This is a genomic window from Gallintestinimicrobium sp., from assembly GCF_046968865.1.
In the GTDB taxonomy this organism is placed as follows: domain Bacteria; phylum Bacillota; class Clostridia; order Lachnospirales; family Lachnospiraceae; genus Gallintestinimicrobium; species Gallintestinimicrobium propionicum.
Genome location: NZ_JBKVPW010000002.1, coordinates 16,861 through 34,227 on the forward strand (window position 1 = coordinate 16,861; position 17,367 = coordinate 34,227).

Annotated in this window: 10 protein-coding genes; 7 read left to right on the forward strand and 3 right to left on the reverse strand. The window is 46.0% G+C overall.

What is annotated here, in order from left to right:
* Positions 1 to 220: 220 nt before the first annotated feature.
* The gene (locus ACLTOQ_RS01800; RefSeq protein WP_147342701.1) at positions 221 to 2,476 is read right to left on the reverse strand and encodes a helix-turn-helix domain-containing protein; all 2,256 of its coding nucleotides are present in this window, start codon (positions 2,474 to 2,476) and stop codon (positions 221 to 223) included.
* 342 nt (positions 2,477 to 2,818) lie between these two features.
* Between ACLTOQ_RS01800 and ACLTOQ_RS01805 the strand changes: the two genes are divergently transcribed.
* From ACLTOQ_RS01805 to ACLTOQ_RS01830, 6 genes are all read left to right on the forward strand, one after another.
* Complete coding sequence (locus ACLTOQ_RS01805; RefSeq protein WP_117960972.1) at positions 2,819 to 3,781, forward strand: ABC transporter permease; 963 nt, start codon at positions 2,819 to 2,821, stop codon at positions 3,779 to 3,781.
* A complete protein-coding gene (locus ACLTOQ_RS01810) occupies positions 3,781 to 4,668 on the forward strand; it encodes a carbohydrate ABC transporter permease (protein ID WP_117960974.1) in 888 nt (295 codons plus the stop codon). The genes ACLTOQ_RS01805 and ACLTOQ_RS01810 overlap by 1 nt, the downstream gene beginning before the upstream one ends.
* A 30-nt stretch (positions 4,669 to 4,698) precedes the next feature.
* On the forward strand, positions 4,699 to 6,219 hold the full coding sequence (locus tag ACLTOQ_RS01815) for an extracellular solute-binding protein (protein WP_117960976.1): 1,521 nt from the start codon (positions 4,699 to 4,701) through the stop codon (positions 6,217 to 6,219).
* Between the two features lie 18 nt (positions 6,220 to 6,237).
* Positions 6,238 to 7,713, forward strand: a complete 1,476-nt coding sequence (locus tag ACLTOQ_RS01820) for a sulfatase-like hydrolase/transferase (protein ID WP_412318562.1) — start codon at positions 6,238 to 6,240, stop codon at positions 7,711 to 7,713.
* Positions 7,714 to 7,881: 168 nt separating this feature from the next.
* Positions 7,882 to 8,643: an ATP-binding protein gene (locus tag ACLTOQ_RS01825; protein WP_412318563.1), complete on the forward strand. Its 762-nt coding sequence runs from the start codon at positions 7,882 to 7,884 to the stop codon at positions 8,641 to 8,643.
* 33 nt (positions 8,644 to 8,676) lie between these two features.
* Complete coding sequence (locus ACLTOQ_RS01830; protein WP_117960984.1) at positions 8,677 to 8,934, forward strand: hypothetical protein; 258 nt, start codon at positions 8,677 to 8,679, stop codon at positions 8,932 to 8,934.
* Between the two features lie 84 nt (positions 8,935 to 9,018).
* Here ACLTOQ_RS01830 and ACLTOQ_RS01835 read toward each other — a convergent pair whose 3' ends face one another.
* Positions 9,019 to 9,186, reverse strand: coding sequence for a type II toxin-antitoxin system RelE/ParE family toxin (locus ACLTOQ_RS01835; RefSeq protein WP_412318564.1), 168 nt, complete (start codon positions 9,184 to 9,186; stop codon positions 9,019 to 9,021).
* A 150-nt stretch (positions 9,187 to 9,336) separates the two neighbouring features.
* The gene (locus tag ACLTOQ_RS01840; protein ID WP_117960988.1) at positions 9,337 to 9,591 is read right to left on the reverse strand and encodes a type II toxin-antitoxin system prevent-host-death family antitoxin; all 255 of its coding nucleotides are present in this window, start codon (positions 9,589 to 9,591) and stop codon (positions 9,337 to 9,339) included.
* 585 nt (positions 9,592 to 10,176) lie between these two features.
* On the opposite strand from ACLTOQ_RS01840, the gene ACLTOQ_RS01845 reads away from it, so the two are divergent.
* On the forward strand, positions 10,177 to 17,307 hold the full coding sequence (locus tag ACLTOQ_RS01845) for a SpaA isopeptide-forming pilin-related protein (RefSeq protein WP_412318565.1): 7,131 nt from the start codon (positions 10,177 to 10,179) through the stop codon (positions 17,305 to 17,307).
* Positions 17,308 to 17,367: the final 60 nt, after the last annotated feature.

The window sequence follows — 17,367 nt, forward strand, 5'->3', positions numbered from 1 at the left end:
GGGTGAACAGTAACGTTTTTACAAGTGCTATAAGTATAAAAAAGGCGGCTTGTTCTGTCAAGAAGTATGCGGAGAGCGTTTTTCCGATCCGGCGATCGACGGCGTGCGCTCCGCTGTCAACGGCTCCGGACAGCTCTGCCGTCAAAGGTTCACTGTGCGGCAGCTTTGGCATTTTCGTGGCAAAAATCAAATATTATTTGCGGCAATGACTTGTCCGGAATCATTTTCCAACCGCCCCCCTTCTGTACTCACTGGGTGTCACGTCATAATATTTCTTAAAGAACCGGATATAGCTCCGGACGTCGGAGTAGCCGACTTTCTGGCTGATCGACTGGATCGTATCAGCAGTGTCGGTCAGCAGCGCGAGGGAACATTCCGTGCGGTAGCAGTTTAAGTACTCGGAGAGCGTTTTTCCGGTGTCGAGCTTGAAGAGCCTGGAAAGATAGACCGGGTTTAAGCTGACGACGTCCGCGATCTGAGGGACGGAAAGCTCCTCCCTGTAGTGCTGCTGGATATAGGAAATTGCCTGGCAGATATAAGTGTGGGCTTCCATGGAGGTTTTTGTTTTGGCATTTAAAAGTCCCTGGATGCAGGAAAAGAAGATGCGGCTGCATTCGGAAGGATCCGCAGCATTTTCCAGCTTTTTGAGGTAAGGGCTCAGCTGGGTGTCCGGAATGTCATCCCCGAAATCAAGCAGCGCCACATAGACCTCGCACAGGAGGATCGTTGTAAGCTTTCGGGCTTCCTGGGTGTTTGCTGTTTCCAGATAGCGGGAAAAAAAGCTGTCGGCGATTTTGCGGGCAACCGTCTGATCGCGGTCGATCAGCGCACGAGAAAGCTGGATGGACAGGTTGGGATCCAGGGAGGAGGTCAGATCCTCCTGATGACCGATGATCATAAAATCCTCTGTTTCCGGAGAAGTGAACAAAAGGTTTCTGCGGGCCAGCTGCCAGGATTTCTGGTAGGAGGGCGATGCCTGTTCACACAATACAATGGAAAAGAAGGGATCAATGGAAAGCGTCTGCTGCATGCGTTGGGAAATAGCGCTGCAGAGGCGCTTTAATTCTGCCGTCAGCTCTGCATCTGCGATGGAGGTATTGAGCAAGATGCAGATATTCTGCCCGTTTGTATGGATGCCGTAGGCTTTGCCAAGGACGGAAAATGCCTCCGAAGCGCTGGAGAGGACAACGAGACGCAGTTGCTCCTTTTTTGCGAAATCCTCCATGCTTTCGAGGGCAGGCATGTGGATGAGGATCAGGGAAAAGAAGCGGTACGGAAAGACCAGACCGTATTTCATATATTCCTGAGGCAGGGCAGTGACATCGACAGAGGCATGGAGGATACCAAGCAGCAGACGCTCCCGGACGAGCTGTTCTTTTTCGTGCAGGACGGAATGCACCTCTGAGACCTGGGCAGTCAGACTGTCCAGGGCAGAGTTTAAGCGGAAAAATTCATCATGATCGTCGGACAGACCGAGGGTGTAGGGCGTGATGCCGAGTTTTTCCATAATGTCATCCACGGGTTTTAACAAAACCATGCTGTAGATAGCAGAAAGTAAAAAGCAACAGAATAGTATAAAAAAGTATTCGCAAAAACGTCTTAAAAGAAAGGGAGTAACTGCTTTGAACTGCTCTGTGGTGGACACATAGTAGGTACACTGCAGCGTATTGGAGTTCTGAACGGCAGGATAGGCATTATAATCGGGAAAAAGCAGGGCTTCATTTTCATCAGCGGACAGAGAAGAATCCCAGCGCTCGTACAGAGCTGCATCCGTGGCATAGATAAGCTGATCGCAAAAGGTAACGACAGCATGATAGCTGTTGTCGTTGTCGGAAAGAAGGGCAGCAGCATCCCTGCGCAGCTCCCGCATGGCATAGGAAATTGTGATATAGCCCTTCGGATTGGAGGAATACAAAGGCAGACTGTGGGCATAGACCACAACCGGTACAGCAGGACGCGGGCTGTAGTAGCGCTCATAAGGAATGTTTACAACCCAGGCCTCCTCCGTGTCCATTTCCGAAAGGATCTGGAGAAAATCCGGGTTATAAAAATCACTGTAGGTGTACATGCCTCCGCTGGAATCGAAAACCCGTTCACTGCGGTCAAAATACAGGCAGATCGTTTCAAAGGAGTACAGCTGTGTGTAAGGAGAAATATCACTGATCATACGGGAAAAATAATCGATGGTAGGATCCGGTGAAACGAGGATGTGATTTACGGAGGCAAGCTTTGCGATAAAAACAGAGCCTACCTTCATAACGGAAAAAGTATTTTCCATATTGGAATAGGCAGCGTCTGCCTTTGCCTCCAGCTGCTCCTTTAACTGTAGGTTGTTCTGCCAGATGCTTAAGAGCGTGGAAACAAAAAACAGGATCGTGGATAACAGTGTCAGAATAAAAAAACAGGAAGAAAAGTGTCTCGAGCGAATGATATTTTTCAGCTTTTTCTTTTGCATGGAACGATCGAATGATATCAAAACAATTGCCTCCCTTTGATTGGTTCTGACGCCATTATACCGAAAAAATGCACAAAGCAAAAGAAAGGGAGTGCAAAAATGGATAGCAAAAATCCGATGAATCTGCAAAAAATAAAGTCAAAAAGTTGCAAAAAGTCAATAAAGGGGTGATAGATCAAGGCTTTTTTGAAATCGTTATAAATGTAACAAAATAGGTCGGATTTTTTAATTTTTAACAGAGCTGTGTTTTTATATAATGACCTCAGAAACGGAAACAAAAAAACGCAAAGGGGCTGCAGCCACCAGGCGGGCAGCATTTACGGAACAGGACTGTTTCAGAAAAAAAGAGAGGGAGGAAGGTACATGACGGGAAAGAGGGAAAAAACCGCAGCACTTTCAAAGGGCCGACAGCAGGGGGGCCTGCAGAAGGCAGCACTGTATTTCTGGAAGCATAAATATCTGTATCTGATGCTGCTTCCGGCGATTCTGTATTACATCATTTTCTGTTACGTTCCGATGTACGGCGTAACAATTGCATTCAAGGATTTCAATCCGATGCTTGGAATCTGGAAAAGTCCGTGGGCGGGGACGGAAATGTTCCAAAAGCTGTTTGGAATGGAAAAGTTTTATTCCGTTTTCTGGAACACGATCCGGATCAGCCTGATCCGACTGATTTTCGGATTTCCGTTTCCGATTATCATTGCGCTGCTTTTAAATGAGCTGCGGCTTGGAAAGGTAAAACGGGTCATCCAGACAGCGATTTACATTCCGAATTTTATTTCCTGGGTCGTTCTGGGCGGTATTCTGACAAGCCTGTTATCGATGGATTCGGGTATTGTCAACGGCGTCATCAAGGCGCTCGGCTTTGCACCGATCGGATTTTTGACAGATGAAAAGTATTTCGTCGGCACGATGGTCGTTTCGATGATCTGGAAAACGTTCGGCTGGAACACGATTATCTATCTGGCGGCGATCACCGGAATCGATCCGCAGCTGTACGAGGCGGCGACCGTGGACGGGGCGAACCGGTGGCAGAAGCTGTTACATATCACATTGCCGTGTATCCGTTCTATTATTATCGTTGTGCTGATTACGAGAATCGGCGGACTGATGCAGGCGGGCTTTGAACAGATTTTCGTATTGTATCATCCAGGCGTATACGGGACGGCGGATATCATCGATACCTATGTATACCGGATGGGCTTGCAGGAAGGCAAATTTGAGCTGGCGACAGCGGTCGGCTTGTTTAAATCCGTGATCAACTTTGCACTGGTTGTCATTGCAAACAAGACAGCACGCATGGCAGGAGAGGAGGGAATTTACTGATGAGCAGGGAAAAGCCGAAAAAAATCAAGGTTTCTGTCGGCAGCAGGATTTTTGACACAGTAAATCTGATTTTTCTGATTCTGCTGGGGCTGACAACCTTTTACCCGTTCTGGGACTGCCTGGTTGTTTCGTTTTCCTCGCTGAAAAGCTATCTGGCGACGAACATCCATTTATGGCCGGACGAATGGTCGTTTGAAGGCTATGCCTATATGTTAAAAAGCTTCGATCTGTGGAGATCGTATGCGAACTCGATTTTTATCACGGTTGTCGGCACACTGATCAACATGCTGATTACGACGATGGCGGCGTATGTGCTGTCGAAAAAGGATTTAAAGGGACAGCGGTTCTTCATGTTTCTGGCAGTGTTTACGATGATGTTTACCGGCGGAATTATTCCGACCTACATCGTTGTAAAGGATCTGCATCTGATGAATTCGCTGTGGGCGATGATCCTGCCGTCGGCGGTCAACACCTACAACCTGATTATTTTAAGAAACTTCTTCTTGGAGCTTCCGATGGAGCTGGAGGAAGCGGCGCTTTTGGACGGATGTACGGAGATCGGCGTATTGTTTAGGATCATGCTTCCGATTTCCAAACCGGCGCTGACGACGGTGACGCTGTTTTATGCAGTCGATCACTGGAACGACTTTTTCTCGGCGATTATGTATATCAATAAGAAAGAAGCATGGCCGCTGCAGCTGTTTTTACGGTCGATGCTGTTTCAGAATGACGCAGCATATTCCAGCGGCGGAGAAAGCCTGTTTTTATTAGGACAGCCGATGAAGATGGCGGCTGTGATGCTGGCAATTATTCCGATCATGTGCGCGTATCCGTTTTTCCAAAAATATTTCACAGCAGGGATGACGGCAGGCGCAGTGAAGGGGTAAAATATAAAAGGGAAAGAAAGAGGGAACAAAATGAGAAAAAGAAGTAAGTGTGCATTTCTGGCAACAGCGATGGCAGCGACAACGATTCTGGCAGCAGGCTGCGGCAACAGCGCTTCGGGTGGTCAGAACACTGCGGATTCTGCAGAGCGGGTTCCGATCCGTTGGCTGACGACCGGCGACGCTGCGGCAGAAGCAATTCAGGATAACGACCGCATTATTGAAGCGATCAACGAAAAACTCGGCATAGACCTGACGGTTGAAATCGTTCCGGAAGCCAATACGGAAAAGGTCAACGTTGCGATGGCGTCCGGCGATTTCCCGGATGTGGTAACTGGTGCATACGGGACGAGCGCAACCCAGCAGTGGATTGATGATGGAATGGTTATTCCGCTGAATGATTACATGGATTCCTTCCCGAGCATGAAGGCATGGCTGGAAAATTACGAGTGGTCGGCACAAAATGGAAAATATTACGGCATGCCGTTTATTGCACAGTACAGTGTGGCCAATACCCTGATCGTGATGCGTCAGGACTGGCTGGATAATTTGGGATTGTCCTATCCGCAGACGTTGGATGAAATGAAAGACGTCATGCTCGCTTTCACAAACGACGATCCGGACGGCGACGGACAGAATAATACATACGGCTACACGGCAGAAAAGCCGGGACAGTTTGACTGGGTATTTTTCGCATACGGACTACCCTATGCGGACTATTCGCTGGATGAAAACGATCAGGTAATCCCCGTTTTTGAAGATCCTGCGTTTGTAAAGGGCATGACCTACATCAAAGAGCTGTGGGATGCAGGTACGATCGATCCGGAGCTGATGTTGAATGATATGTCTAAAAAAGAAGAAAAGTTCTATCAGGGCAAAGCCGGCATGATGCCTGCACCCCTGTTCCGTCATGTGACCCGTCATGAAAACAGCGTCAGAGAGCTGTTCCCGGACGCTTCGATCTGCTATGATCTTTCCCCCGCAGGTCCGGACGGCGCGAGAGGCTTAAGCAAGCAGGGCAAGAGCGGTATGATGACCTGTATCACCGCAGCCTGCAAGAACCCTGACAAAGCGGCAGCATTTGTGGACTTCATGGTTTCGGAGGAAGGAAATAACCTGCTGCGTCTTGGTATCGAAGGTATTCATTACACCAAGGATGGCGACGAAATCGTCTTCAACGAAGAAGAGCGTGCAAAGGATGCTTTCTCGCCCAATGGCTGGGCGCACGCGCTGGCGTGGGGCTCCTTCTACTGGCCTCTGGAGAGCAACTACATCCCTGTAACCGATCCGAACCGGGAACGTGCGCTGCATACCGTTGATCTTGCGACCCAGTGCCAGGTTCCGAACCTGATTAAGCAGAAAACGCAGGTTGAGATCGAAAACGGCGCCGCAGTGGACGATATTTACACCCAGTACTTTTCGGATATGCTGCAGGGTAAGCTTTCCATCGAAGAGGGTGTAGAGCAGCTGAGCAAGTCCTGGAGAAGTCAGGGCGGTGAAGAGATCCTTGAGGCAGTCAATGCAGAGTATCAGAAAACAAAAGCAAAGCAGTAAAAAGGAAAATCTAATAATATGGAAAAAACAGGGAAAAAACCGAATATTATCATGATTCTGGCAGACGATCAGGGCCCCTGGGCGATGCACTGCGCCGGGACACCGGAGCTTTATACGCCCAACCTGGACAGAATTGCAGAACAGGGAATGCGGTTTGACAGCTTCTTCTGTGCCTCGCCGGTATGCTCTCCGGCGAGGGCATCCATTCTGACCGGGAAAATGCCTTCCGCTCACGGCGTACAGGACTGGCTCAGAAGCGGAAACTTAGACGGCGAGAAATTTGCCGCCCAGGGAAAGGAAAATCCTTATTTCGAGGGCTATAAGCAGGAACGGAAGCCGATTTCCTATCTGGAAGGTCAGCCCACCTACACGGACATTCTGGCGCAAAACGGCTATCACTGTGCACTCTCCGGAAAATGGCACCTGGGCAACAGCATCGAACCGCAGCAGGGCTTTCAGGAGTGGTACACCATCGGCATGGGCGGCTGCTGCTATTACCACCCGGACATGGTGGACCATGGAGAAATCACCGTGCATCATGGGGAATATGTGACAGATCTGATCACGGATCGTGCACTGGAATATTTAAAAGAGCTGGGCGAAGGGGATGCCCCGTTTTATCTGTCTGTCCACTATACTGCACCCCATTCACCCTGGGAAAAGGAGCACCATCCTGCAAAGTGGATCGATTACTATGATGGCTGCACGTTTCCCAGTATTCCCAACGTGCCGGATCATCCCGATCTGCGCACCGGCGCGGTATATGGAACCGGTAAGAGGGAAGAAAATCTGCGGGGCTATTTTGCGGCGATCAGTGCGATGGATGAACAGATCGGCAGACTGCTGGATGCAGTAGAAGAACAGGGGCTGGCAGACAATACCGTAATCCTCTTTACAGCGGACAACGGAATGAGCATGGGACAGCACGGCGTCTGGGGGAAGGGCAACGGGACATTCCCGATGAATATGTATGATTCCGCAGTTAAAGTGCCGTTTCTGATTTCCTGGCCGGGGCACATTCCTGCAAATACCGTCTGCAGCGAAATGATAAGCGCCTGCGATCTGCTCCCGACGATCCTGGAGCTGACGGGACTATCCGACAGGCAGCCTGCGGGACTTCCCGGAAGAAGCTTTACAGAGCTTTTAAAAGGCGAGCAGAGGGAGCACCGCGACGAGGTCGTGATCTTCGACGAATACGGGCCTGTCCGCATGATCCGGACGAAAGAATGGAAATATGTGCACCGTTATCCCTATGGAAAACACGAGCTGTATCACCTCGTGGACGATCCGGGAGAAGAGAAGAATCTGTACGGTTTACCGGAATATAAAAAACTGGTAACTCAATTAAAGGGCAGGATGGAAAAATGGTTCTGCACCTATTCCGACCCGGCGATCGACGGTGTGCGCTCCGCGGTCAACGGCTCCGGACAGCTCTGCCGTCCGGGGGTGTATGCAATCTATGAGGATCCCTTTTCACCAAATGGCGTGGAATGATTACGAGTTGTTTGTCAAAGAATAAGATTGAGCAAGGCCGGTCAGGGAAAGATTCTCTGACCGGCCTTTTGCAAGCTCGTTCATCAGTCGGATGGTTGCCTGTGTCTTTTCAAAATCCTGCATATCGAGAATTGCATAGAATATGGTGGCATAAACAATGTTGCATATTTGCTTGCTGATGAAAATGGAGTATCTATTAAGGTTGCCAAATATGCTGGAAGCGATAAAGTGGATCTGATTGAGAATGAAGAATATGGTTATTGCTCTTTAATCAAAGCAACGCATCAAGTGCTGGAAAAGTTAAAAATTGAAAATATAACCAGAGCAAAAGTAACGAATACCAAGAGAGTAGAAAAAAATTTAATTGCACCTATTCCAATGCGAGAAGCTGTGATAAACGCAATTGTACATTCTGATTTTTCGAGGGAGATACCACCTGTTTTTGAAATTTTTAATGACAAAATGATTTTTACATCTTATGGTGGATTGCTTCCGGGGCAAAGCAAGGAAGATTTTTTTAGTTGTAGTAGTATGCCGAGAAATCGTGAATTGATGCGTGTATTTAAAGATGTGGGTCTTGTAGAACAATTAGGATCAGGAATGAGTAGAATTTTAAAAGAGTATGATAAAAGTATTTTTCATATATCAGAACATTTTATAAAAGTTGAGTTCCCATTTTCATTGCCAAAAGATAATACTATCATTGCCAATGGCGATGATAATGGCAATGAAATTGGCGATGATGATTCAGAAATGATGAAAGTTCTGGGATTATTGGAGGAAAATGCTTCCATTACAGCAAAGCAAATGTCAGAACAAATGGATATAAGTGCAAGAAAGGTAAGCCGTCTTATAAAAGCTCTAAAAGAAAATGGAAAAATTATCAGAGTAGGATCTGACCGAAAGGGGTACTGGAAAATCACTCAGTAGAGTATAATAGTCTCTTAAAGGAGAAGGTTATCAATGAACATAGACACATCTAATCTGGACTATATGCAGACGATCCTTAAGCTGACGGGACTTTCCGACAAGCAGCCTGTAGGATTTCCCGGAAGAAGCTTTACAGAACTTTTAAAGGGCAGGATGGAAAAATGGTTCTGCACCTATTCCGACCCGGCAATCGACGGTGTGCGCTCCGCGGTCAACGGCTCCGGACAGCTCTGCCGTCCGGGGGTGTATGCAATTTATGAGGATCCCTTTGCACCAAAGGGCGTGGAATGATTACGAGTTGTTTGTCAAAGAATAAGATTGAGTAAGGCCGGTCAGGGAAAGATTCTCTGACCGGCCTTTTGAGGTGTTCCACAGTTATTCCTTTGTTGTACTGTCTCCAAATAAAATCCGCATATAATCGCGGCGGGCATAGAGAATACGGTCAATGTAAACTTCGTTGCCGTAAGCACGGTAAAAGCTGATGTAGTTGCCGCTTACAATAAATCGATAATTGCTCTCTATATCTGCAATCGAAGATAGCAAAGCTCCGGCCTGAGCGTGGTTCTGCAAAATACGGGGACTTTTGTAATTTTGCTTACGGTTGCCAATGCTGCGGATGGATTTAATAATTCTTCCTCAATATAGGTCTTGATTTCTAAGAGATCATTTTGGACTTCTTCGGATAAATGCAGCTTATTCATGATCAATCCCGAGGTTCTTCTCCACAGCATCTAATGTCAGCCAGCCTTTCTCTTCGCCGGATTTGCGGCCTTTTGCAAGTTCATTCATCAGCCGGATGGTTGCTTGTGTCTTTTCAAAGTCCTGTATATCGAGAATTGCATATCTGCCGCGTCCGTTCTTCGTCAGAAAAACCGGAGCACCAACAGCTACATCATGCAGCACGTCACTGTAATTTCGCAGATCGGAAATGGGTTTGATATTTGGCATATTTTCCTCGCGTTTCTGCGCACGTTTTTGGCGCATGTCGAGTTTGTGTCAAGTGCGCGCAGACACAAATCTTGCGATTGAAAAATTTTGTTTTTCAATCTTCGCAACTCTTTTCGCTCATAGCATATCCCAAACTGCTGTAAAATTCAACGGCAGTTTTTACAACATATAAATTTTATGGAATCTGAACGCAGAAGGGGACGAGTGAACTGTAATGAAGTTTATCCCACGCAGCACAATTATGCAGACTGTCAGCGGCAGGAAATGCAGATACAGCAAAATTCACAAAATCCCTGAAAACAATATAAAAACGTGATATGCAATACCAGAAACATTATTTTTAACATGTTAGGATGATAGGAAATATATGAAATACAAAAAAATAATTGATAAAACGAATATATATAAATTTAATAATGACATTTGTGAAAAGTTCTTAAATTTTTAATATAAATCTGAAATATTCAATATGCCTATGGTATTGCTTTTGCACAAAAAAAATCCTACAATTTAGATAAAGTGAAAATGTGGCATAAAAACCATTGTGAAACAGAAGGAACAAAACAGGGGGAAAGGAAAATCGGTATGTGGAAAGCGACAATATCACCGGAGAAACGGAAAAAGATAAGAAGATCTGTCAGCTTTTTTCTGAGCTTACTTTTGATACTGGAAATGGTATCGGGAACTGGCATGTTTGCAGAAGGAAACAGAGTGAAAGCGAAGGAAGAAACTCCATATGCCGTATACCTGGATCTTTCAGGAAGCAGCACGGCAGAGGCATTGGCATCCAAAGGGATCTATGCATACGCTTATGACGATGCAGCAGAGGCAGAAGCAGCAGAACCGGTAAAGCTGGAAAAGGCAGAGGGACAGCAGGAGGTCTGGCAGCTGGGTCTGACCCGGAAATATCAGCATGTTGTATTTTGCCAGGGACAGAAAAAAGAAAACAAAAACACCACAGGGGAGCTTACGATAGACTGGTCCTTACAGGCACCCTGCTACCGGCTTCAGGGAGAAGACCTGACCGGGACAGGCAGCTTTTACGGATTGTATACCGTATATTTTGATGGAAGTCAGTACAGTGAGTTCTGTAAGAACGGCGTCAGCGTTTATGCATATGATTCGGAAGAAGACAGTGCAGCGGACGCACCGGTTGAAATGAAGCCCTCTGATAAGGGCGATGGAATTTACGAATACTGTCTGGACAGACCTTATGAATATATTGCATTTATGGCCGGGACAGATGGATGGGATTATACGGAAGCGACCACACCGGTTTATACGGAATGGGACTTCCGGGAACCCTGCTTTGTACTGGAGCAAGTGGACGGAGAAGAATCCACAGGCAGCTGGGTAAACCTTCATTATATGATTTATTTCGATGCATCGAAGATCAAAGAGGATCCGGAGTTCTTAAAGTCGGGCGTATCCCTTTACGCCTGGACAGAGCAGGAGGGCGGCAGACAGGAGCTTTCTGCAGAGCCGGTTCGGATGATTGCGTCCTCCAAAGGCGAGGATATTTACCAGTACACCCTGGATCAGGCATATGACCATGTGCAGTTTTTCCTGGGCACCTCCTTTGATGCAACCATCCAAACAGATGTCATTGAAATTGACTGGAACAGTCTGGCAGCACCCTGCTATCAGATGACCATCGAAAGAATCGAAACAGAAACCGAGACGGAAACAGAGACCGAGACGGAAACGGAAACCGAGACGGAAACGGAAACCGAAACACAGACGGAAACCGAAACACAGACGGAAACCGAAACACAGACGAAGACAGAAAACGAGTCTGAAACAGAAAGCAGACCTCAGACGGAAACTGCTGCAGAAACACATACCACGGTAGAAACCGAGACCAAAGCAGATTTCAAACCGGAAACAGAGACCGGCACAGAGACAAGCTATGAAACGGAAAACAATGTGCCCTCTGCACCGGAAACAGAAAACGATGCTGCAGGTTCCGAAGGAAACACTCTGGACAGCGATCCGACAGCAGAAGCAGCCTGGGAGCAGGAAGCGAGGTGCGAGACCCGTTTTTTTCACCTGGAGGTGCTGAGCGAAACGGTTGAGGCGAAAACCGTTGAAACCCTGGAACGGGGAACCGAGCCTGCCACAGAAGGATCCAAACAGGAAAATACAGAAGAAAACAACGGAGAAACTGCATCGGAAAGCAAACAAACGGAAGAAGAGACCAAACAGACCGAAGCAGAAACCGGCACAGAGGAGAGCAGTAAAGAGCAAGCTCCTTCCAAGGAAGCTGTCAAAAAGGAAGCAACAGAAGAAATCCAGCAGGACGGAAACCTGTACGACATGGGCGGCGAAATGAGAAAAGCCAGCCGTGTGGCGAAGGTTAGACTCAGGAAGGCAGCAGGAGGACTGGATTCTAACTATGTATATCTGGATACGACAGGGATGAATTTGGATGGAGGACCGAATTGGACTACAAAAACTCCTATATATCTTTTTAAGAATGGTGTGGACGGTTTTATATCGGGTCAAAAAGTCACCGTTTATGGCAAAGACTATTGGAGATGGCCAATTGACAGCAACAATGGTAATAAGGAATTTGCCTTTACCTATGTAAATGATTGGAACGGTAGTGGTGGGATTAATGCGAAAGATTATTATAGAACACAATTAGCAGGTAAGAGTTCTTCTTCTGCTGGTATAAGTTTTTCTGCTGCTGGCGGAAAGGTGTTTGCAAGAGATACTGAAGCATCAGGAATGATCGGTAATAGAAAGGTTTACATTGTCAAAGACATTACTGCAGAAATCGCGAATAAGTTTATGTCTTTGTATTTCTATGACTTTACTGGTAATGTCACAACCCCGGTAAAGGTAGTCTATTCCTCGGACAGCGAGTTCTCTGCGGGAACAACGGAATCCGTCGTGATGAATGGTGTTACTGATTTTTCGAACCTCTTTACAGCAGAACTAGAAAAGGAGAAAATTGAAGCAAAACCCTATGTGAAGTTTACAACAGATGAAACAGATGGATCCGAAAAACAGCTGGGAGGGATTTACTATTTCGGACAAGACAATACCAATGCAGACCCTGATGTAGTTCCTGTAACCTATAAAGCTGGTTCTGTGGATACCTTCCTGTATGGGGCTACCGAGTTGAAGAACGACGATGGCACAACAACTACTATAAGCTGCTGGGGCACAACACCGGACAACGAGAGTCTGAAAGACGAAATCCTCTATTTTGATAATCAGCATTTTCCGGTAGAAGAGAGAAGCCAGAAGGTAACTCTGCAGATTGGATCAAAAACAGGAGAGGAGCTGAAACCAGATCCAAAGTTTCATGAGAGCTTGTACAGCTATACGTTTACGGGCGATGACACAACCCAGCAGACTGTTCTGACAGTGAATGATCCCAAGGGCAATATCTATCATTTTTTCTGGACAGATCGGGGCTGTAACCTGCTTCAGGTGACGAACAACATAGCAAATGTCACAGGCGAATATGGAACCGGAAAGAAAATCTATTTTGATGCGACCTATTCAAAGCTGAATACGCCAGATGGAGGAAATGGTGGACAAAATTCCATCCCGAAAAATGACAATGCGAAGGTTTATTTTTGTGCATGGAACGAAAAAACTAATAAGTACCGGCGTGGAGAGATGATAAAAGCAAAGTCCCACAAAAAGGATGGACAGACCTGGGACAATGTGTGGTATGTGCGGATTCCGGAAGATGAGGGAATTGATAAAATTATTTTCTCTGCTGATGCGATAGAAAATAAGGATAGCTGGTCTGGCGACTTCTGTGGCAGAAGAACAGCTATTCTGACGATTCCGGAAGCGGGAACGTATGGAGGAAAACCTTGCTTCTATGCAGACGCCGGTGATACTGCTGTATACGATAATGAATATAGAGGCGGTTACTGGGCTGAAGCATATACGGTTCGGGATGCAGAGAAGTATAAGAAAACCGATGCTGGTGAGAAAGTCGATGTAGTTGATATTACGGAAAGTGATTTTTCAGCAAATTCGAATATCCTGTATGTAGATTCTACCTTCTATGACTACTACACGGATTATGAATTGAACGGTAATAATCGGGATTCCTATCCGGGTGAGAAGGGAATGTCTCATCGCAACTGGGTCACTTTCCGACAATTTGATCAGGCATTGAGTGATTATTATAAAAAGAATCAGGTTTCCATTCCGATCTATACGGGGCATTTTCAGCCGAGTATTGACAAATGGGACTGTCGGTTCAACAGTGATAATATCGGGAGCACATTGAATCTATATGGAAGTGATGACTATAACAAATTCTTTTCCACAAACAACTCTGCGATAGATGCGGGTGGAAATCAGGTTGATTATACATGTGCAGCACAGGGCCTTGTAAATGCGGCACTTTTCAATGGAACGCTGATGACTGCAGATGGCGAGAGTGCAGAACCCCATTTTGACGAAGCATTTTTATTGGGAAAAAACAGCAAAAATGCGGTCTTGGGTAAGGTTTATCATAATGTATTATTCCCGTTTAAACAGAAACCGACGAATGGAGTAGCATACTGGTGCTTTGACAGCAGCGAAACGACACTTGCGATGCAGAAGGATTCTGCAACCGGGAAATATTATCTGAAGGATACAGAGAATAAGGACTGGGCGAAGAATGTTGAGGCTAGTGGAGCCGTAAAGAATGATTCATATGGATTTTTCCCATTTAATGAAACCACTGGCGGATCGATCGCAACAAAATATAATTTTGGATTTGGCACAAAATTGGAGATTAAATTTCGCCTGACAGAGAATGGAACGGTTAAAGGAAATAATAATGAAGACGTGCCGATTATCTTTGAGTTTGCCGGAGATGATGATGTATGGGTATTTATTGATGGGAAGCTGGCACTGGATGTTGGCGGAGATCATGGAAGGGTAGAAGGAACGCTGAACTTCGCTGAAAATAAGGCAACCGTGAGTGCGGTAAAGAAAAGTGCGGCAGACGCAACGGTAACTCCTCGTAAAACAACAGGCTTCACGTTGGAGGGGGATAGATTAGCCGAGCATACCCTTACCATGTTCTATATGGAACGCGGTATGTGGGAATCTAATATGAAGATTACCTTCAACTTCCCGGATGATAACGAGTTTGCAGTAGAAAAGCAGGTAGATAAAAGTGAGGTAAATGAGCTGTTTAAGGATTCCTTTGAGGATGCCTCCGTATTCCCCTTTACGATCCAAAATCAGGCGACACACTATGGAACAACCGCAGCAGGAAGTGGAACATCAGTAGTAACAAAGCCATTTAACAGGTTTGACCGCGGTTCATCAGTATTAAAGCCTGAAAACTCGGATATTACATTTAAGCGAGAGGATGGTAAAGAGGGTCAAAACGGTGTAGCGCACTGGTATGCACCGATAGAGGATACGACTGGAGTGTACAAAGACTCGAGATTTGGTATTATCCCATATCAATCAGGTGAAACTCTGGATGCGTTTGCGGCGAATAAGTATCTGGATTTCAAGCTATATTATGATGATGACGATACTCCAACAGCGAAATGTATTTATCTGGAGCTGGAGGATGCAAAAGGGAACAAGATCGGAGACTTGTTATCCGGAAAGCTATACGGAAACACAACCCTTAAGAAAAATGCATGGAATACTCTGACGGTTGACTTAAGCAAATTAAAAGGAAGCCCTGATTTTGACTATAGCCATATACGATTCATCAAATTTAATTACAGCTATCCCAGAAACATATATCTGGATGACTTTGTATTCCGTTCCGGCGTGCAGGTAACGCAGCATATCGGATTCAAGGTGAATCAGGAAGCCATTCCGGATTATGATTCTGTTGCATCCGGAAACCTGAAGAAGCCAAAGGGTGCAGTCTATTCTCTGAGCAATTCCTACAGTACAGATACCGGCGTGATTAGAGAAGATGGAACCTTTGTACTGGCGGATGGTCAGACGGCAACCTTCCGAAATCAGTTCCGCCGCGGCAGCTACATTTCCGTGAAGGAGGAAATAGATTCTCCTGCATTTGAAACAAGCTGGAGCCTGTATGAAAACGGACATATAGTAGACAAGGTAACCAAAACGGAAAACATAAAGACGGTAGAGATTCCATCAGAGCAAAAGGTTTCCAACGTACGCGGAACGCAGATCAAGGATGGCAGAAAAGAGGTATTTACGGATGAGAATAAAAACACCGGATATACTTCAACGCAGTTTGCGAAAGAAGCGGGTGTAGAAACTCAAGATACCATCGTGTTCCGTTCCTACGATAATCCGGATAATGAAAACGGTGTTACAAAATTAAAAGCGGTATTTGTAAATAAAGTCAAGGTTGGTTCCCTTACGATCAAAAAGGAGAAGACGGAGGATTCGGATAATCTGACCGGAACCTATACCTTTCAAATTAAATTTACAAATGTCGCAGGAATGTCATTGGAAAAAGGAGACTCCATTACAACAGAAATTCGCTTAAAGCAGGAAAAATCCCATACGATTACAGGAATTCCCATCGGAACAGATTATGAGATTATAGAAGAAAAACCGACAGATGGCACTTCCCTGAAGGAGGTTCTGATCAATAACGAGAAAGCATCATCCTTTAATGCAAAGAAGGGCTCCGTAAACGGTACCATTACAGCAGAAACAGATATGACAAAAAATCCTGTCGTGGTATTTCGAAATAATAACAAACCGACCGGCAACATCGCTGTAACTAAACAATGGGTAAAGACAGATGGCACGCCGATTACGGATCTGAAACAGCTTCCGAAGAGTATTTATTTGCAGCTGCAGAGAAAAGCGAAGGATAATCTAACTGCGACGTGGGAAGCGGTTGACTATTCCGGCAATATCTCAAGGAAAAAATGGGTTGAAGTTACTCCCAAGTATAGTGGTTCATCCTACGTTTGGTCTTATACCTTTACGAATCTGGAGCAATATGTGAACAGTGCAGCAGAAGCAGAATCTAAAGTCCCGTGGATCTATCGGGTTATGGAAGTGGATGCCGAAGGAAAGGAGATTGCTTCCGGCAGGACATACACTGTGGGTGGAAAAACCTATCGAGTAGCCTATTCCATGGAAACTTCGGCAGCCACAACAACAGGTTCCACGGCAGATCCGACCACAACATCAGCAACAGATCCGACAGAAGCAGGCATTGACTTTTCAAGGGAAACCGACAAACAGCCGACGGTGAATATGACAGTGACCAATACCTATTTGGAAGAGCTGAACCTGATAATTACGAAAAAGGGTAAAAACACAACGGAAGAATTACTTTCCGGAGTAGAGTTTAAGCTGGAAAAGAAGGATTCGACTGAAAAGTGGTTTGAACAAGCCGGTAGCCCGCAAATTACTGACGATAAAGGCATTGCTACCTTTGAAAAACTCGGTCAGGGAACCTACAGACTGACAGAAACAAAGGCTGCAGAGGGCTACAACCTGCTGAGTGATTCGATCTTAATTGAAATTGATGCATCGAATCAGGTGCAATGGAAGATGGAGAAGGAACCAGGAGGAACCTGGACTCCAATATCTCTACAGGGAAAAAATGAAATCCCCCTCATCATCTACAACACAAAGCAGCTGATCCTTCCTGCAACAGGAGGATCAGGGTTTGGATTGGTTACTATGGGAGGCATTGCGCTGATGGCGCAGGCAATCCTTATGGGTACATACTTCACGCTGCAATGCAGAAAGGGGGACGATAAGCTTCGGAAGAAGAGATAATACCCCCAGAGGTATGAAACACCGGCTGTTGGAGCAGGGGCTTATGTCCGGCAGCTGCAT